Here is an 18,657-nt window from a genome sequence, read left to right as displayed (position 1 = left end):
TGTCCCGCATCGGTTGTTTTTCCGTGACGCTCTACGACGTACCCGCTCCCGCGAAGTTGAACTTGTTCCTGCATGTGGTGGGCCGCCGCGCCGACGGCTACCACCTGCTGCAGACGGTCTTCCGTTTCATTGACCTATGCGACACGCTGCACTTTGATCTGCGCGCCGATGGCGTCATCAGCCGCGCCGCAGAATTGCCGGGCGTGTCAGAAGCCGATGACCTGACCTTGCGCGCGGCCCATGCCCTGCAGCGCGCCACCGGCACGCGGCAGGGTGCGCAGATCGCGCTGGAGAAACGCATTCCGCAAGGCGGCGGGCTGGGCGGTGGGTCGAGCGACGCCGCCACCGTGCTGATCGCGTTGAACAAATTGTGGGGTACGGGCCTTACGCGGCGCGAGCTCATGGCGCTGGCTTTGCCGCTGGGCGCAGACGTGCCCGTGTTCGTGTTCGGGCAGTCGGCATTCGCAGAAGGCGTGGGCGAAGATCTCACCGCCATCACGCTGCCGGAACGGGCTTATCTGGTGGCGCAGCCGGACTCAAGCGTGCCGACCGTAGGGATATTTTCAGCGCCCGATTTGACAAGGGATTCTTCTTACATCACAATAGCGGACTTTCTTGCTTCGCCGACATTTTCCTTCGGGAAAAATGATCTGGAGCCGGTAGTTCACCGTCTTTATCCTGAAGTTTTCAGGGCATCGCGGTGGCTTGCAGAACAGGGTTACCCTGTACGCATGTCGGGATCAGGCGCATGTTTATTCGCCGAGTTTTCCGAACTTTCTGAAGCCGTTTTGGCAAAAGCAGAAATATCCGCTATAATGCGCGGCGCTGTTGAAACAAACAGCACAACGCATCCACGGTTTCGGTTAGTGCAGGCTTGTACTGGTTTAACTGAACATCCGTTGCGGAATTGGATTGCAAGATAGTTGGGGAGTCGCCAAGCTGGTTAAGGCACCGGATTTTGATTCCGGCATGCGAAGGTTCGAATCCTTCCTCCCCAGCCAACCGAATACATAAAAAAGCTGTTGAACACGCCTGTAAGACACTGGCCCGGGTTCAGCAGCTTTTTTATTTTCCGGGTCCGCTGGTGTTTTCACCCCGCATCACCTCGTTAGTGTCTTAAAACGACCATCGCATCATCCATCATGGCAAACGATAGCTTCATGATCTTCACGGGCACGGCCAACACTCGGCTGGCCGTGGACGTAGTCAACCACCTCGATATGTCCCTGGGCAAGATGACCGTTGGTCGCTTCTCGGACGGCGAAGTGATGGTCGAAATCAACGAGAACGTGCGTGGCAAGGACGTCTTCGTCCTGCAGCCCACCTGTGCTCCCACCAATGACAACCTGATGGAAATCATGGTCATGGTTGATGCCCTGCGCCGCGCTTCGGCTGGCCGCATCACCGCCGCGATTCCCTATTTCGGCTATGCCCGCCAAGACCGCCGCCCGCGTTCGGCGCGCGTTGCGATCTCGGCCAAGGTTGTGGCCAACATGCTGCAAGTGGCTGGCGTTGACCGCGTCCTGACGATGGACCTGCACGCTGACCAGATCCAGGGTTTCTTCGATATCCCCGTGGACAACATCTACGCCGGTCCGATCTTGCTGGGCGACATTTGGCGCCGCAATTTCTCGAACCTGGTCGTTGTGTCCCCGGACATCGGCGGCGTGGTTCGCGCCCGCGCCCTGGCCAAGCAACTGGAAGCCGATCTGGCCATCATCGACAAGCGCCGTCCGCGCGCCAACGTGTCGGAAGTGATGAACATCATCGGTGAAGTCGACGGCCGTACCTGCATCATCATGGACGACATGGTCGACACCGCCGGCACGCTGTGCAAGGCGGCCCAGGCCCTGAAAGACCGCGGCGCCGGCGCCGTTTACGCCTATTGCACGCACCCCGTGCTGTCGGGCGGCGCAATTGACCGCATTGAAGCGTCGGAACTGGACGAACTGGTCGTCACCGACACCATCCCGCTCTCCGAGCAAGGCCAGGCCAGCGGCAAGATTCGCCAGCTGTCGTGCGCCGCGCTGCTGGGCGAGACCATCCTGCGTATCTCGAACGCGGAATCGGTCAGCTCGCTGTTCGTCGACTGACGCCTGGCGCGTCAGCCGGGCCACAGCCCACCCTAGTTTTTGCACCTTGCTGGTCGCGGCAAGGCGCAACCAACACGGCGCGCATGTTGCGCGCCGTGCCGTTAACTGGTGAAGCCTCTTCACCTTATTTTGTTTTTGGAGTTTTCCATGAAATTTATCGCCACTGCGCGTAGCGTCCAGGGTTCGAGTGCGAGCCGCCGCCTGCGCCGCGCGGGCCGCGTTCCCGCCATTGTCTATGGTGGTACGGCTGCCCCCCTGAACATCGAACTCGACCACAACGAGATCTACCACGCCCTGCGTAAGGAAGAATTCCACGCATCGATCCTGCAAATGCAGCTCGAAGGCGCGAAGGAAGAGCAAGTTCTGCTGCGTTCGGTTCAATGGCACGCCTACAAGCCGCAAGTCCTGCACGTGGACTTCCAGCGCGTGGACGCCAACCAAGCCCTGCGTACCAAGGTGCCGCTGCACTTCGTGAACGCTGAAATCTCGCCGGCCGTGAAGCTGTCGGGCGCCATCATCAGCCACGTGACGACCGAACTGGAAATCACCTGCCTGCCGAAGGCTCTGCCGCAATTCATCGAAGTCGACCTGACCAACATCCTGGCTGGCGCTTCGATCCACCTGGCTGACATCAAGCTGCCGATGGGCGTGACGTACGTTCCCCACGGCGGTGAAGACAACCCGCTGCTGGCTGCCGCCATCGTCAAGGGTGGCGCTGCCGCCGCTGACGACGAAGCCGAAGCCGCTCCGGCTGCCTAAGTCTTGTCGGAAAGCCTTCGGGCTTTCTGCGGCTTATGCTCGAAACCCTGCGTGTGCATTTGCATGCGCAGGGTTTTTTGGTTTAAACACCCTCCATCATGTCTATTCCCATACGCCTCATTGTGGGATTGGGTAATCCCGGTCCCGACTACGAAACCACGCGGCACAACGCCGGCTTCTGGCTGGCCGACCACCTGGCGGACGACTTGCGCACTTCTTTTGCGCTTGAGAAATCTTTTTTCGGCATGGTGGCCAAGTCGCGCCTGGGCGCAGACAACGTGCTGCTGCTCAAACCCATCACCTATATGAACAAATCCGGCCAGGCGGTCGGCGCGCTGGCTCGCTTCTACAAGCTGGAGCCGGAGCAGGTGCTGGTGTTGCATGACGAACTGGATCTGTTGCCGGGCCAGGTAAAACTCAAGCAGGGCGGCGGACACGCCGGCCATAACGGCTTGAAGGATATCCAGGCGGTGCTGGGCAGCCCGAATTTCTGGCGCCTGCGCATCGGTATCGGCCATCCGCGCACCTTGAACCTGGCGCAGCAAGTGGCGGACTTCGTGCTGCATCCGCCGCGCCGCGATGAACAAAAAGAAATCGAAGCCGTCATCGACCGTTGCCGCGCCGTGGTGCCGGCGATGCTGGCCGGTGATTTCGCGCTGGCGACGCGTCAATTGCACAGCGGCAACGTCGCCTGATGCTCCAACCCAAGCCGCCCGCTTCCGTTGGCAAGACGCGTTTCCGTGACGAGGCCGCGGACTTCTGGCGCTTTATCCGCCATCCGCGTCCCGCGTCGCGGCTGCCGGGGCGCACGATGGGCAGCGGCCTGTGGGCGGATTGGTGGCCGGGTATCCGGCCTGGCCGCTTGCTGGCCTGGGCGGGCTTGCTCTGGGCGTTGAATCTATTTGCGCTGGGCCCGGTCGCCGTGATGGCGGCCGGCCTGGGCGGCGCCACGCATCGGATCGATCCGGCCAACCTGCCGTGGCTGACGGCCGTGCTGTGGGCGCCGCTGGTCGAAGAAATGCTGTTTCGCTACGGCTTGCGACGGCCATTGCAGGCGCTGTGGCTGGTGCCTGCGCTGATGCCCGTCGTGCTGTACGGCCCGAAGCTGTGGACGGGGCTGCTATTGGCCGCATTCGTCATCCTGGCTATCTGGGGTGCGCGCGGCCGCGCCGCGCCGCTTGCGGGCTGGGACACCCCTTGGCGGCGGTATTACCTGACGCATTTTGGCTTGGTCTTTCATTTGATCGCGCTGACGTTCGCCGCCGTCCACCTGACCAACTTCGTCTACAGCAAGACACCGTATTGGCTGATGCCGTTGCTGGTGTTGCCGCAATGGCTGACCGGGCTGGTGTTGGGCTGGATGCGCGTGCGCCGCGGCATCGGGGCGGCCATCCTGCTGCACGCCACGTTCAACGCGGGTCCCATTTTGATGATCTGGGCCGTCATGCGCTGGGCGCCGTCGATCGCCAAATAGCGGGGCCGTATCCCCGTGCTGGCGAAAGAGCCGTTTGCCCCACCCGGGGTAAACTAGAACGTTAACGATCAATACCGTACTTACACAGGATTCCCATGGCTCTGCAATGCGGCATCGTCGGCCTGCCCAACGTTGGCAAATCGACTCTCTTCAACGCTCTGACCCGCGCCGGCATCGCCGCCGAGAACTATCCGTTCTGCACCATCGAACCCAACGTCGGTGTGGTCGAAGTGCCGGACCCGCGTCTGCAGAAGCTGGCTGAAATCGTCAAGCCCGAACGCATCCTGTCCGCCACCGTCGAATTCGTCGACATCGCGGGCCTGGTGGCCGGCGCGAGCAAGGGCGAAGGCCTGGGCAACCAGTTCCTGTCGCACATCCGCGAAACCGACGCCATCGTCAACGTCGTGCGCTGCTTCGAAGATCCCAACGTGATCCACGTGGCCGGCAAGGTCGACCCGATCGCCGACATCGAAGTCATCGAAACCGAACTGGCCCTGGCTGACCTGCAAACCGCTGAAAAAGCGTTGCTGCGTCATCAGAAGACCGCGCGTTCGGGCGACAAGGAATCGCAGCGCATCGTGGCCGTGCTGGAAAAGTGCATTGCCCAGTTGAACGAAGCCAAGCCGATCCGCGCGCTGGACCTGACGACGGAAGAACAGGCCGACATCGCCCAGCTGTGCTTCATCACCGCCAAGCGCGCGATGTACGTTGGCAACGTCGCCGATGACGGCTTCACCAACAACCCGCTGCTTGACCGCTTGACCGAATTCGCTGCCGCGCGCAACGCGCCGGTCGTGGCCATCTGCGCCGCCATCGAATCCGAAATCGTGGACCTGGACGACGCCGATCGCCAGGCGTTCCTGTCCGACATGGGCATGGAAGAGCCGGGCCTGAACCGCCTGATCCGCGCCGCGTTCAAGCTGCTGGGCCTGCAAACCTACTTCACCGCTGGCGTGAAGGAAGTGCGCGCCTGGACGGTTGCCATCGGCGCCACCGCCCCGCAAGCCGCCGGCGTCATCCACACCGACTTTGAACGCGGCTTCATCCGCGCGCAAACCATCGCGTACGAAGACTTCATCACGTACAAGGGTGAGCAAGGCGCCAAGGAAGCGGGCAAGATGCGCGCCGAAGGCAAGGAATACATCGTGCAAGACGGCGATGTGATGAACTTCTTGTTCAACGTCTAAGCGCCCGCAGCATTCCTGGCGCCGAATCGGCGCCCCTGCATCCCCGTGTGCCTCAGTGGCCGCGGGGATTTTCGTTTTTGGGCGTCAGAAAACGTGGTGCAGATTCCGCTCCAGCATCTCTGCACGCTCACTGAAAACCCCGACGCTTCTTATTAATACGAATCAAGGTCTCAGTGTGTTTTCGCGGTGGTCTTTCCTCCACAAGCCAGCCTAGTATCCCCAGATCATCGTGCCAGACGCCCTATGGCGTCCTTGTGTGGATCGCCGTGAATCGGGAAGGGGTTCACGGGTCTCTCGGCCTGTGTGTGGGGGGGAAGATGACGAACAAGGTAAGGTCTTTTGCCTTTTCTGCGGCGATGGTCGCCAGCGTAGCGGCCGCTTTCACCGGGGATGCCAAGGCCGATGTGGGCGGGCAGGTGCAGGTGTCGTTGCTAGTGTCGGCAGGCTGCTTCGTCAATGGCGAAGTCCAGGGCAACACCAACCAGTTTGGCGAACTCAATTTTGGCAGCACGGCGCCGTTGTGGTCCAACGTGTTGTCGGGCGAAGTGATCGGCCCCAATGGCGTCCTGCAAATCCATTGCGAAGGCACCGGCGGCTTTCTGCTCAGTATTGATGGGGGCTTGCGCGGCACGCGAGAAATGGAGGCTGCGGGCGACCGCATTGCCTATGAAGTCTTTCAGGACGCCAGCCGCACCAAGGTCTATCCCATTGACGGCCTGGTCGATTTTCCGGCGTTGGACAACGAACCCGTGCGCGTACCGATCTACGGCGTCGTCAGGCCAAACATGTCCAAGCCCAAACCCGAAGCGCTTTACACCGACACCCTGAACCTGACTTTGTATTTTTAAGGGCTTTACCTTCCAAGGAGTTCGCATGAAACGCAGCAATATTTCCGCGTCGATGATCGCGGTTGCGATGATGGTGCTATTGCCTGTTGGGGGCGCCGTAGCCGATATCGGCGGGCAGGTGATGGTGCGGCTCAATGTGGAAAGCGGTTGCGAAATCAATGGCAAGCTGGCCGCCAATGGAAACGGCAACGATTTTGGCATGCTGGATTTCGGCAGGACGAGCCCCACGTGGACCAACGTGCTGACCGCGCAAGTGGCAACGGCCGGCGGCGGCCTGGTCGTGACGTGCGACGCGTCCGTGGACGAGGTGGCCGTCAGCATTGATGGCGGCTTGTCTGGTTCGCGCAAGCTGAGCCACATCAACGGCGGCACGATTGACTATCAGGTCTATCGCGATGCCGCGCGTAGCGAAGTGTTTGTGGTCGATCAGCAGCATTCGTATCGGCTGGCGGGCGGTAACGCCGTACCGATTCCCGTCTATGGCGCCATCCCGCCGTTCTCGGGCGGCGCGGGCAAGGAAAAGGGCCTGTACACCGATGTGATGACCGTCACGCTGAGTTTCTGACGCGACGCGCGCCGGCGGGTTCTTTATGGTTTTCACTTCACGCTGCGGCGCTTGGGTGCGCGGGCTCGCAGCCGCCGTGGCCTGCATGTTCGCAGCGGTGGCCATGGCGGCGACCTCCTCAACGCTCAAGGTCTCCGCCACGATCACGCCGGGCTGCAAGCTTAGCGGCGGCAGCGCGCCACTGGATTTTGGAACGCTGGATTTTGGCGCCCGGCCCGCGGTGGGCGGCGACCGCGTGCAGACCAGCCTGACGCCGCAATCGGGGCTGAAGCTGATGTGCACGCCGGGCGTGTCGTTGTTGATGAGCGTGAACGGCGGCCTGCATTCGCAAGGCGGCCAACGCCATCTGCATAACGGCAAGCGCCTGCTGCCTTATCAGCTGTATGCCGATGCGGGGTTGAACCGGCCGATCGCTATCAATCAAGCGGTGGCGCTTCGCTACGACCATGCCGAAGACCTTCATCTGCCCTTGCATGGCGTGTTGCAGCTGCCCGGCGTGACGCCGGCTGGCATCTATCAAGACGTATTGATCGTGACGCTGTCATGGTGAAACCGGAGGCTTGCCCATGTGTTGCCGGCGTGCATTGGTTCGACTGCTTTTCTGCGGTATCGCAACGGGGTTGGCGGCACTTCCCGGCAGGGTGTCCGCCGCCATGTCCATCCTGATCTGGCCCATCAACCCGGTCATCGAAAGCAGCCAGCGCGCAAGCAGCCTGTGGCTGGAAAACCGGGGCAGCACGGCGGCGCATCTGCAACTGCGCATTTTCGAATGGACGCAGCAAGGCAACGAGAACAGCTACGCCGAACAGCGGGATGTGATTGGCAGCCCCCCGATGATGCGGATCGCGCCGGGCCAAAAACAATTCGTTCGGCTGACACGGCCGGACCCCTTGCCCGCCGGGGTTGAACGCGCGTACCGCATCGTTATCGACGAGGTGCCAGTGGATGATGGCGCCTTGCCAGAGGAAGGGCGTGGGGTGAATTTTCAGATGCGTTATTCCGTTCCGCTCTTTGCATACGGCGAAGGGCTGATCGGCAAACCGCAGTTGCAGGGCAAGCCTCGGCATGAATCCGACGGCGCGCAGGGCCTGGGCTGGAGCGTGGTGACGCTGGCGGGTAAGGCGCATCTGGAAGTGCGCAACCAAGGCAGCATGCATGCGCGCCTGACGCAGGTGTCGCTGGAAGCGGGCAAGCAGAAAACCACGGTGTCTGATGGATTGCTGGGCTATGTGCTGCCAGGCAGCGTCATGCGTTGGCCGCTGCCGGAAGGCGCGCGTGCGCGCGGCGAAGGCGTGCTGCGCGCACGGATCAACGGAGGACCCACATTGCACATCCTGACCCGTCTGCCTTGACGCGTCATGCGTGCCCAAGCCAGCGGCGCCTTGCCCCCCCCATGGCGCAGCCTTGGAGGTATCGGGCTTCTGTTGTGGGCAACGTTTGCGCCGGCAAGCGCGCATGGCGCGCCGTTGCCCCCGCCGCCTCGGGCGGGAGCCGCCATGTCAACGCTTGCGGGCACGCTGTATCTGGAGCTCGTCGTGAATCAACGCGCAAGCGGACGCGTCGTGCCGGTGCAGGCCATGGCCGGACGCTTCAAGGTGAATGCCGCCGACCTCCGGCACGCCGGCCTGCCGGCGGCCGAGCCGGACGGGGTGTGGCTGGACACCATGACGGGCATGACGGTGCACTACGACAGCGGGCAGCAGCGGCTGCTGCTGACGGTGCCCCCGCAGTGGCTGCCCGATCAGCAATTGGGCGAGACCGCTGTGTTTGCGCGCCAGATTGCGCGCAGCAGCGCCGGCGGCTTGTTGAACTATCAGATCTATTCCAGCATGCCGAACGAGGGCGGCGGCTACACAACGGCCTGGAACGAGGCGCGCGTGTTTGGCACGTGGGGGGTGTTGCGCAACACGGGCATCTACCGCTGGCCTCATGGCGCCGGGCGCAATGCCACCCGCGGCTATCAGCGCTATGACACGCAATGGCGCTACTCCGATGAAGGCCACGCCGTGACCTATGAAGTGGGCGACCTGATCAGTAATTCCTTGGCATGGAATCGGCCGGCAAGAATGGCGGGCGTGCAGGTGTCGCGGGATTTCTCGGTGCGCCCCGATGTCATCACTTATCCCTTGCCGCAGTTTTCCGGCGAGGCGTCGGTGCCCACCACGGTTGATCTGTTCATCGATGGGTATCGGAACAGCACGACAGACGTCGCGCCCGGCCCCTTCACGCTGACCAACGTTCCCTTCATCAACGGTGCGGGGCAGGCAGTGGTGGTCACGACGGATGCGCTGGGCCGTCAGGTATCCGCCACGGTGCCGTTTTATGTGTCCAGCGAATTGCTCAACCCCGGGATGTCCGATTATTCGCTGGCCATGGGCAGCTTGCGCCAAGACTACGGCAGCAGGAGCTTGGCTTATGCCGGATGGGCGGGCAGCGGTTCACTGCGCTATGGATTAACGCGGGGGCTGACCTTGGAAACTCACGCCGAAGGGGCAGGCCAGATGCGAGCGGCCGGGCTGGGTGCGGTCTTCACGGTAGGCAATGCCGGCACGTTCAACGCTGCGCGCAGTGCGAGCGTGGCGCGTGGGGCCGCCGGTCATCAGACAACCGTGGGCTATCAATATGCCAACCGCGGCTTCAGCATGGGCGTGCAGCACATTCAACGCACGCCGGACTATGCAGACTTGTCGAGCCTGGATAGACGCTATCGGACGGGCAGGCGCAGCATGCAGGCGAACGCCAGCGCGTCGATGGGCTGGGGCGGCAGCCTCGGCGCCGCGTACTTCGATGTGCGGGATCAGCGCTCACAGCGCACGCGGCTGCTCAACCTTAGCTGGAGCAAGCCGTTGTGGGGCAATAGCAGCATGTGGGTGTCATCCAACCGGCAGGTGGGCGGCGACGGCTGGTCGGTGCTGATGCAATTGCTGATTCCGATCGGTAGCCGCGATACCTTGAGTGGCGGCGTGGAGCGCGCGGCGGATGGCCGGATGACGCGGCGGTTGGACTATCAGCGTTCCGTGGCGGGCGATGGCGGATTCGGGTGGGACCTGGCCTACGGCGATGCCGGGCAGGCGGGCAGCTATCGGCAAGCCGGGCTGGCGTGGCGGGGCGAGGCCGCGCAAGTGGAAGGTGGCGTCTACGGCCAGAAGGGCCAGGATACGCGGTGGGCGTCGGCAAATGGGTCGCTCGTCTTCATGGACGGCGCGCTGATGGCGGCCAACGGTATCCAGGACGCGTTCGTGCTGGTCAGCACGGACGGCGTGGCGGACGTGCCGGTCCGATACGAGAACCAGGTGGTGGGGCGGACGAATCGCAACGGCCACTTGTTGATGCCCTGGGCCATCTCCTACTACAGCGGGAAGTACGAAGTCGACACCTTGGACCTGCCATCCAACTACCGCACTGACGTGGTCGAGCAGCGGGTGGCGGTGCGTGCGGGCAGCGGATACCTGCTGGAATTTCCGATTGCGCGGGTTGGAGCGGCCAGCATCGTCTTGCACGACGCAAGCGGCGCGCCGATTGCCATCGGGGCCCGGGTCAGCGGCGAGGATGGGCAGACTGGCGTGGTGGGCTGGGACGGCATTGTCTATCTGGAGCAATTGCAGGCGCGCAACACGTTACGCGTCGCGCCGCCTGGCGGCGAGGCGTGCCGCGTGGCCTTTGACCTGCAACCGGACTTGGAGGAAATCGCGCATGTCGGTCCGCTGGTGTGCCGTTGATCGGACCCGCCCTGCCTTGGGGACGGGAAGGGTTTGGGGGCGGGCAATGACAGGCGGATGTTTGCGCGGGCTGATCGCGGGCGCCGCGCTTGCCGGAACGCTCTACGCAAGCGCCGGCTGGGCAGGGCCGGCCTGCGGCGTGCGCACGGGCGTGGCGGCGGCGTTGGGCAATCACGGCTCACTGGATGCGGGCCAGTCGCGAATCGAGACGTCGTCATCCGGCGGGCTGAGCTGCCAACGGGGCGGCGTCGCGGTGTATGGCAAGGACTGGGTACGCTTGCGGCTCGACAGTCACGACGGCGGCCTGCTCAGGAACCCCACGACGGGCGACGTCCTGCCCTTCCAGATCTACGCCGGCAAGGACCGCAGCCTGCCGCTGGCTGTGGGCAGTCTGGTTGAACTGAGCCAATGGTCGTGGCTGGGCGCGGCGGGCAGCGCGGACATTCCGCTGTACTTCGCCACGCAACCCGCTACCGGAAGCAGCATCGCCGCCGGCACGTATACGGCGACGCTGTTCGTCCGCTGGTATTGGCAGATTTGCCCCGGCACGCTGGTGGCGGGGGCGTGCGCCGCCGCCGGCGGTTGGGACCGAAGCCGCGGCTTGACGGGGCGTTGCACCGCCGGCCTGGTCTGCCATGGCGTGCAGTATTGGGGCGCGGGCGAGGTGGCCGCATTGCAGCTCAGCCTGACGGTGGACACGCAGTGCGAAATGACCACGCCCGATTTGAATTTTGGCAGCGCGCCGCTGGTGAGCGAGTTCGCCGCAGCAAGCGGGCAGGTGCGGGTCCGTTGCACCAAAGGGGCGTCATACAGCGTGGGGATGGGCCCAGGCAGGCACCCCGACGGCGTGATCAGACGCATGTCGAATGGCTCGGAGTTTCTGGCGTATCAGCTGTACAAATCGAATGTGGCGGCCGACCGCTGGGGCGATCAGGGCGCTGAGCGCCGGCGCAGCCATGAGTCGGAATTGAATCCGGGCGTGTTGGATGGGCTGACGCCGCAGGTGTTCCAGTATCGCGGCGTCATCCTGACTGACCGGCCCACGCCATCAGCAGGAACGTACGTGGACCATGTGGTCGTGGATGTGCAGTTCTGATCAGGCGGCACGCACGAAGGTGTTCACGCGCGGTCTTTGTCGCCTGCGGCCTGCACGAAGTTGGTTTCCAGCACGGTCAGCACGCGGTTCAGCGTGTCGATGTCGGTGGCTGACAAGCCCTTCAACGACGCTTCAAAGAAGGCTGCGCGCTTGGGCAGGGCTTCGTTCACGACCGCCTGGCCGGCTTCGGTAAGCGTGGCGTTGGTCAGGCGGTTGTCTTGCGCGTCCACGGCGCGCGAGATCCATCCCAGCTTTTGCATGGCCTGCAATTGCCGCGTCAAAGACGCGGGGTCCAGGCGGCAGCGTTCGGCCAGATGCTTTTGCGAACAAGGTCCGCATTCATGCAGCGCCAGCAGGATGCGCCAGCGGGGCAGGGCGTGGCCCACCTTGCTGCTGAATGCGCTTTGCATGACGCGGTACGTCTGCCCCATGTGCTGGATGACTTGCAGGCCTTGTTGTTGTTTGGGCAAAAGCTATTCTCCGACGCTGGCCGGCTCCGCTTTGGGAGGCCGCGCCAATTGCACCAGGGGCACGCGGCGCACGCACCACAGCGCGAAGATGGCGACGGCAAGCGCGATGAGCTGCCCTTCATGAATGGCGCCCACCAGCGCGACCCGCGCGATCTCGATCAGCGACGTCCCGTCCTGGCCTTGATGCGCCAATTGTGCCAGGAACTGGGTCTGGGCCGCCGGGTTCACCAGCATCTGCGGGTCGTTCAATTCGGGCAGCCATTGCGCGGATGCGCCATGCAGCGTGGATTCCACGCCGCTGAAGTAGCTGTGGCTGACCATCGTGCCCACGACCGCCGTGCCCAGCATGCCGCCAATCATCCGCAGCGACTGCAACAGCGCCGTGGCAATGCCCAGATGCGTGCGGCCCGCCGTCTGCTGCGCGAACACGGTCAGGTTGGGCATGATGAAGCCCATGCCCAGGCCGGCCATCAGCATGTAGGCGGCGATCAGCCCATGTGACGTATAGCTATGGGTAGTGACAATACCCAAACAGGACAGCGCCATCAGCAAGAAGCCCGCGTACAGCATGCGGTTGGGATTGCGAATGCGCGTGATGATGCGGCCGTTGATGATGCTGCCCACCGTGATGAAAACGACCATGGGCGTGATCAGCAAGCCTGCATCCTGGGGCGACAGGCCAAAGCCGCCTTGCAGCAGCAGCGGCGCGTAGAACAACAGCGAATACATCGTCACGCCCACCAGCAGCGCCAGCGTGAAGAGCGTGGCCAGGCCGCGGTTGCGGAACATGTCCAGCGGCAGCAGGGGGTGCGGGCAGCGCTTTTCCCACCAGATCAAGAGCGCGAACGCGGCGATGCTGCCCACGGCCAGCAGCACGAGGGCGGTGCTGAAGCCTTCCTTGGGCAGCAGTTCAACCAGCAATTGCAGGCTGCCCAGCGCCAGCGCGATCAGCACGGCGCCTTGCCAGTCCAGCCGGACCTTGCCCGATGTGTGGTTGCGCAGGTGCGGCAAATAGCGCGACACGAACCACAAGCCCAGAATGCCGATCGGCAAGTTCACATAGAACACCGAGCGCCAGCCGTAGTGTTCGGTCAACGCGCCGCCCAGCGTCGGCCCCACGGCGTTGGCGATACCGAAGGCCGAGCTCAGCATGACTTGCCAGCGCAGCCGCACGTGCGGGTCCGGGAAAAGATCGGGGATGGACGCGAACGCGGTGCCCACCAGCATGCCGCCGCCGATACCTTGCAAGGCGCGGGCCAGCACCAGCGTGAGCATGCTGTTGGCCGCGCCGCACAGCACCGAGGCCAGCGTGAACAGGATGATGGCGGCCACCACGAACGGCTTGCGTCCGTAGTAATCGCCCAGCCGTCCGAAGATGGGCACGGTGATGACGGAGGTCAGCAGGTAAGACGTCGCAACCCATGCATACAGTTCGAAGCCCTTGAGTTCGGCCACAATGGTCGGCAACGCGGTGCCCACCACGGTCTGGTCGATGGCGACCATCATCATGACGAAGCACATGCCCAGCATGGCAAGCAGGGTTTGCCGGAAAGGAAGCATCTGGCCGGGCGAATGCGGGGTACTGGGGGCGGGGGCGGACATTGTTGGATGCATCAATAATTGATTGATCAATTATTCTAGTCCTACAATCCGCCAGACAGAAAGCCGTCAGCTGAAAGCGCCGTTTTTTGGGCTTCAGGGCATGTGATTTGTCCGGTTTTTGGTGTCATGACCTGACAAGTCATCGCGAAGGCGGCCTGATTTGTTACGATAGCGAAATCTGCACGCTGGTCATGCCAGCGTCTTCAGCAGGCCTTCCCTGGTAGATCCTCCCTTTCTGGCGCCGCAGCTTCGGGCTTTCGGCAGTAGCGAGGACTCGCCCTAAAAGGCAGATAGCTCCAATTGGCGTGTGGTTTTCCACCGCTACAGCACCACCCCCGCGCTTGGCGCGGTGGGCGGCATTCAAGGATTTCCAGTCGAGGTACCGACGGGGCGGCAATGAAAACGTGGTTCAAGCGCATTTTGATAGGCCTGGTGGTGTTGGTTGTCGTGGCCGTCGTTGGCCTGGCCATCTTCTTGCTGACGTTCGACCCCAACGCGTACAAGTACAAGCTCGAAGAGCTTGTGCAGGAACGCTATCACCGCACACTCACGATCGATGGCGAGATCGAGCTTTCGCTCTTCCCGCGCATTGGTCTGTCGGTGCAGGGCGTGTCCCTGTCCGAGCCCAATAGCCCCGACACCTTCGCGTCCATTGAAAGCACCCGCCTGGCGGTGGCCGTGTGGCCGCTGCTGTCGAACAGCTTCGTGGTGGACCACGTGGCCATCAGCGGCTTCAAGGCGCGTGTGGTGCGCGGCAAAGACGGCCAGTTCAACTTCAGCAACCTCGTGGGCGGCGCGTCCGCCACCACGACGGCGCCGTCCAACCCCGCCGAAGCGCTGGTAGGCGCCGCCCAGACTGCGGCCCAAGCCATCACCAGCGGCACCTTGCCCGCGTCGCGCAACAATATGCAGATCGACATCGCCGGGCTGGACTTGAAAGACGGCGAAGTGCAGTTGCAGGACGAGATTTCGGGCATGGCCGTGGCGGTTACGAAGATCAACGCCAACACCGGCCGCGTCACGTTCAACCAGCCGTTCGATGTGCGCCTGACGGCGCGCGTTGAAGGCGGTAACCCGCGTGTGGACGCCAACCTGACCGGGCAGGCCCTGCTGACGCTGGACCCGTCCGCCAAGCGCTACGCCGCCCAGAAGCTGGATTTGCGCATGGACGGCAAGTTGCCTGGCGCCGAGGCCAAGAGCCTGGCGGTGCGTGGCAACCTGGCTTTCAATGGCCAGAAATCGGCGCTGGATGTGGCCGGCCTGGAAGTGGTTTTCCAGGGCGATATCACCGACCCCGCCGCGCGCGCCACCGGCGTGGAAGCCAGCGTGGCGATGCCGAAGCTGGCAATCGACCCGCACAAGAGCCAATTGCAGATTGAAAAGCTGGCCATTCGCGCCAAGGGCGGTTCGGCGGATGGTCCGTTTGAGCTGGCGGTGGATGCGCCTGCGCTGAATATCTCGCCTGCGTCGGCCACCGGTGAAGCGCTGACCGGCCGCGTGCGTGTCAGCGGCCTGGACGCCAGCTTTGGTTTGAACGGCATCAGCGGCAACGCCGCCGAGCTGGACATCAAAGAAGCCAAGGTGGACAGCACGTCCAAGAATGGCGACCGCGTGGTCAAGCTGAACTTTGCGTCGCCGCTGACCTTGAACCTGCTGCAACGTAGCGGCGGCCTGTCGGCGCTGCGCGGTGACGTCAACATCACCGACCCGGGCCTGCCCAAGGGCAGCCTGCAGATTCCGGTGATCGGCAGCTTGAACGTGGACCTGCTGAAAGATCAGGCCACCAGCAAGATCAACGCCGTGCTCGAAGGCGGCAAGTTCGACCTGAGCGCCGACATCACCAAGCTGTCTACCTCGCCCGCCGTGAACTTTGCGTTGGCCGTGGACACGCTGGATCTGGACAAGCTGGTGCCGCCCGTTGTGGCTGCGCCGCCCAAGCCGCCCGCTGATGGCAAGAAGGACGATTCCAAGCCGGCGCAACCGGCCGCGCCCGCCGCACCCGCAGACGACACGATTGATCTGTCGGCGCTGGTTGGCCCCAGCGTCAACGGCACCTTGAAGGTGGGCAAGCTCGTCATGCGCGGCCTGAAGGCCGACGACGTGGCCGCCGCCGTCAAACTGGACAAGGGCAAGCTCGATATCTCCAGCCTTACCGCCGGCCTGTACGGCGGCAAGCTGGCGGGTGCGTTGTCGGTGGACGCTGCGCAAGGCAATCAGCTGGCCACGAAGATGTCGCTGGCGGGTATTTCCATTGAGCCCTTGCTGATGGACCTGGCCAAGCAAAACGTGCTGAGCGGCACCGGCAGCCTGGCGCTGGACCTGAAGACCGCGGGCGCCAACGCCTACGCCATGAAGAGCGGGCTGGGCGGCACGGTGCAAGTGCGCCTGCGCGATGGCGCGGTCAAGGGCATCAACCTGACGCAGACGCTGCGCGAGCTGAAGGCCGCTTTCACGGCAGAATCGCAGAACGAAACAGTGCCGGCCGACACCAGCAAACAGACCGAATTCTCGGAGATGGACGCGGACCTGGCCTTCACCAAGGGCGTGGCGACGGTCAAGCGCTTGAACGTCGTGTCGCCGTTGCTGCGCGTGACCCAAGGCGATCCGGCCACCATCGACTTCGTGAAGAATGAGCTGGACTTGGTGGCGCGCGCGCGCGTCGTCAATCCGGCCGCGACCGACGAAGGCAAAGAGCTGATCGACCTGAAGGACGTGACCATCCCCGTGCACCTCAAAGGCCCGTTCGACAAGCCCACCTACACGCTGCTGTGGAAAGACGCCATCGGCGGCATCCTCAAGCGCAGCCTGGAGAACAAGCTGCGCGAAGCCGTCACCGGCAAGGGGAAGAACGGCGCGGCGGTGGACAAGGCGCTGAAGGGTCTGCTGGGCCGATGAGCACCGATTCCCTCCCGCGCGACGTTCCGTCCGATTTCCAGCCCATCGCGGAATGCGGCGTCACGCCGCAACCCAATGCGGCCGCCTATCACCGTCAATGGCTGGTGGCCAACGATTCCGGCCAATGGCTGAACCGCGAACTGTGCCCGAAGCTTGCCGACGTGTCGGTGGAGCTGCGCCTGGGCTATCTGGTGCTGAAGGCGCCGGGCATGCTGCGCATGGATATTCCGCTGGACGTCATCGAAGACGACGACAGCGTGCGCTACAGCATGAAGGTGGGCGAGCAGACGATTGACGTCGTTGACGAAGGCGAACTTGCCGCCGCGTGGATTTCAAATTTTGTGCAGGTGCCTTGCCGCATCATGAAAGTGCACCCGGATACGCCCGTGGCCGCCTGGCCGGCGTGATTCCTTTGAAGCGCTCGGCGCTTTCCTAGCGGCCGGCGGGGCGGTTTATGCGCCGGCGCGCGCCCGCTTGTATTCGAATGCGGTGTGCGCCAGCAGGCCCGCCGCCAGGCCCCAGAAGGCCGACCCGATTCCCCAGAAACTGAACCCCGACGCCGTCGCCAGCAAGGTGATGAGCGCGGCTTCGCGCCGTTGCGGGTTGGCCATGGCGGCGGCCATGCCGCCCATGATGGTGCCCAGCAAGGCCAGGCCCGCCAGCGCCGCCAGCAGCGCGGCAGGCAAGGCCTGGAAGAAGACGGCGACTGCGCCCGCGACAAGGCTCAGGCCCACATAGCCCAGCCCATACGTGGCGGCGGCGATATAGCGTTTGCCGGGGTCGGGATGCGCTTCGGGGCCGGTGCAGATGGCGGCGCTGATGGCGCCCATCGTCACGCTGTGCGCGCCAAACGGGGCGGCCAGCAAGCCCAGGAGGCCCGTGGCGGCCACCAAACGCGACGCAGGGGGGCGGTAGCCCGCCGCTTGCAGAATGGCCAAGCCGGGCAGGTTTTGCGACGCCATGGCGACCACAAACAAGGGAATTCCCAAGCTGACCGCAGCCTGCGCGCTGAAGGCGGGCGTGGTCCAGACGAATTCGGTAAGCCGCCAGTCCAGCAGGTTCAGCTGCATCAGGTCGAGCGCGAACGCCAGGGCGACGGCCACCGCCATCACCACCAGCACCGCGTAGCGCGGCGCCCAGCGCCGGCACAGCAGGTAGGCGGCGCACATCGTCAGCACCAGCGCCGGTTGCTTGCTGATGTTGGTGAAGATACCCATGCCGAAATTGAGCAGCACGCCAGCCAGCATCGCGGCGGCGACTTCGCCGGGGATGCGGCGCAAGATGGGGTCGATCCAGCCGAACAGGCCACAGGCCAGCGTCAGCCCGGCCGCCAGCACAAACGCGCCGATGGCTTCATTGAAGGGCACGCCCGCCAGCGCCGTCACCAGCAAGGCCGCGCCGGGTGTGGACCACGCCATGACAATCGGCAGACCCGTGCGCAGGCTGTAGAACGCGCCGCCCAGCCCCAGCACGAGACTCAGCGAGCCAATCCATGAGCCGATGCGCGCCGCGTCCAGCCCGGCCGCGTGGCCGGCTTGCACCATCAGCACGGCGGTGCCGCCGAAGCTGACCAGCACGGCCACGAGGCCAGCCGCGATCGCCGACGCGGAGATGTCGCGGCGGGCGTGGTGGGAAGCGGGGGGAAGGTTGATGCCTGTCTGTGTGGCGTCGCTCATGCGGCACCGGTCAGGCGGCGGTACTTGGCCATGAGCTGTTCCTGGCCTTCGTTCCATTGCGGGTGCAGTTCAATGCACTCCACCGGACACACCACCTTGCACTGAGGCTCGTCGTGATGGCCAACGCACTCCGTGCATTTGTCGGGATCAATGACGTAATAGTCATCGCCCATGGAAATTGCGTCGTTCGGGCACTGGGGCTCGCAAACGTCGCAATTGATACATTCTTCGGTGATGAGCAGGGCCATGATGGGCAGCAGGGTTAAGCCAGAG

Annotated in this window: 18 protein-coding genes and 1 tRNA gene; 15 read left to right on the top strand and 4 right to left on the bottom strand. The window is 63.7% G+C overall.

Annotated elements, in window-relative coordinates:
- The first annotated feature begins 23 nt into the window (after positions 1 to 23).
- From ispE to HV765_RS21550, 13 genes are all read left to right on the top strand, one after another.
- Positions 24 to 923 (top strand): 4-(cytidine 5'-diphospho)-2-C-methyl-D-erythritol kinase, encoded by a 900-nt coding sequence (gene ispE, locus HV765_RS21610; RefSeq protein ID WP_175171035.1) that lies wholly within the window; start codon positions 24 to 26, stop codon positions 921 to 923.
- Between the two features lies 1 nt (position 924).
- A tRNA-Gln gene (locus tag HV765_RS21605) sits at positions 925 to 1,001 on the top strand.
- A 141-nt stretch (positions 1,002 to 1,142) separates the two neighbouring features.
- A complete protein-coding gene (locus tag HV765_RS21600) occupies positions 1,143 to 2,093 on the top strand; it encodes a ribose-phosphate pyrophosphokinase (RefSeq protein ID WP_006227587.1) in 951 nt (316 codons plus the stop codon).
- Positions 2,094 to 2,240: 147 nt separating this feature from the next.
- On the top strand, positions 2,241 to 2,852 hold the full coding sequence (locus HV765_RS21595) for a 50S ribosomal protein L25/general stress protein Ctc (RefSeq protein WP_054423143.1): 612 nt from the start codon (positions 2,241 to 2,243) through the stop codon (positions 2,850 to 2,852).
- A gap of 98 nt (positions 2,853 to 2,950) precedes the next feature.
- On the top strand, positions 2,951 to 3,547 hold the full coding sequence (gene pth, locus HV765_RS21590; protein WP_054423142.1) for an aminoacyl-tRNA hydrolase: 597 nt from the start codon (positions 2,951 to 2,953) through the stop codon (positions 3,545 to 3,547).
- Entirely contained in the window at positions 3,547 to 4,326 is a 780-nt protein-coding gene (locus tag HV765_RS21585; RefSeq protein WP_175170899.1) for a CPBP family glutamic-type intramembrane protease, read from the top strand. The genes pth and HV765_RS21585 overlap by 1 nt, the downstream gene beginning before the upstream one ends.
- A gap of 95 nt (positions 4,327 to 4,421) precedes the next feature.
- A complete protein-coding gene (gene ychF / locus HV765_RS21580; protein ID WP_054423140.1) occupies positions 4,422 to 5,513 on the top strand; it encodes a redox-regulated ATPase YchF in 1,092 nt (363 codons plus the stop codon).
- Positions 5,514 to 5,830: 317 nt separating this feature from the next.
- A complete protein-coding gene (locus tag HV765_RS21575; protein ID WP_175170898.1) occupies positions 5,831 to 6,361 on the top strand; it encodes a Csu type fimbrial protein in 531 nt (176 codons plus the stop codon).
- Positions 6,362 to 6,386: 25 nt separating this feature from the next.
- On the top strand, positions 6,387 to 6,926 hold the full coding sequence (locus HV765_RS21570; protein ID WP_175170897.1) for a Csu type fimbrial protein: 540 nt from the start codon (positions 6,387 to 6,389) through the stop codon (positions 6,924 to 6,926).
- 25 nt (positions 6,927 to 6,951) lie between these two features.
- Positions 6,952 to 7,476, top strand: a complete 525-nt coding sequence (locus HV765_RS21565; protein ID WP_175170896.1) for a Csu type fimbrial protein — start codon at positions 6,952 to 6,954, stop codon at positions 7,474 to 7,476.
- A 103-nt stretch (positions 7,477 to 7,579) separates the two neighbouring features.
- Complete coding sequence (locus tag HV765_RS21560) at positions 7,580 to 8,278, top strand: fimbrial biogenesis chaperone (protein WP_217483380.1); 699 nt, start codon at positions 7,580 to 7,582, stop codon at positions 8,276 to 8,278.
- Between the two features lie 144 nt (positions 8,279 to 8,422).
- Positions 8,423 to 10,645: a fimbria/pilus outer membrane usher protein gene (locus HV765_RS21555; RefSeq protein WP_175170894.1), complete on the top strand. Its 2,223-nt coding sequence runs from the start codon at positions 8,423 to 8,425 to the stop codon at positions 10,643 to 10,645.
- A 46-nt stretch (positions 10,646 to 10,691) separates the two neighbouring features.
- A complete protein-coding gene (locus HV765_RS21550) occupies positions 10,692 to 11,741 on the top strand; it encodes a Csu type fimbrial protein (RefSeq protein ID WP_175170893.1) in 1,050 nt (349 codons plus the stop codon).
- Positions 11,742 to 11,764: 23 nt separating this feature from the next.
- On the opposite strand, the gene HV765_RS21545 is transcribed toward HV765_RS21550, so the two are convergent.
- Both HV765_RS21545 and HV765_RS21540 read right to left on the bottom strand, forming a co-directional pair.
- Positions 11,765 to 12,211 (bottom strand): MarR family winged helix-turn-helix transcriptional regulator, encoded by a 447-nt coding sequence (locus tag HV765_RS21545; protein ID WP_054423139.1) that lies wholly within the window; start codon positions 12,209 to 12,211, stop codon positions 11,765 to 11,767.
- Between the two features lie 3 nt (positions 12,212 to 12,214).
- A complete protein-coding gene (locus tag HV765_RS21540) occupies positions 12,215 to 13,813 on the bottom strand; it encodes an MDR family MFS transporter (protein WP_175170892.1) in 1,599 nt (532 codons plus the stop codon).
- Positions 13,814 to 14,209: 396 nt separating this feature from the next.
- Between HV765_RS21540 and HV765_RS21535 the strand changes: the two genes are divergently transcribed.
- Complete coding sequence (locus HV765_RS21535) at positions 14,210 to 16,708, top strand: AsmA family protein (RefSeq protein ID WP_175170891.1); 2,499 nt, start codon at positions 14,210 to 14,212, stop codon at positions 16,706 to 16,708.
- Positions 16,705 to 17,115, top strand: coding sequence for an MOSC N-terminal beta barrel domain-containing protein (locus tag HV765_RS21530; RefSeq protein WP_054423136.1), 411 nt, complete (start codon positions 16,705 to 16,707; stop codon positions 17,113 to 17,115). Before HV765_RS21535 ends, HV765_RS21530 begins: the two co-directional genes overlap by 4 nt.
- Before the next feature lie 45 nt (positions 17,116 to 17,160).
- On the opposite strand, the gene HV765_RS21525 is transcribed toward HV765_RS21530, so the two are convergent.
- A complete protein-coding gene (locus HV765_RS21525) occupies positions 17,161 to 18,384 on the bottom strand; it encodes a benzoate/H(+) symporter BenE family transporter (RefSeq protein ID WP_054423135.1) in 1,224 nt (407 codons plus the stop codon).
- Positions 18,381 to 18,632, bottom strand: coding sequence for a YfhL family 4Fe-4S dicluster ferredoxin (locus HV765_RS21520; RefSeq protein ID WP_006221659.1), 252 nt, complete (start codon positions 18,630 to 18,632; stop codon positions 18,381 to 18,383). The genes HV765_RS21525 and HV765_RS21520 overlap by 4 nt, the downstream gene beginning before the upstream one ends.
- Positions 18,633 to 18,657 lie beyond the last annotated feature (25 nt).

This window comes from Achromobacter kerstersii (assembly GCF_902859595.1).
Taxonomy (GTDB): Bacteria; Pseudomonadota; Gammaproteobacteria; order Burkholderiales; family Burkholderiaceae_B; genus Achromobacter; species Achromobacter kerstersii.
This window is presented reverse-complemented; position numbering and strand designations above follow the sequence as displayed.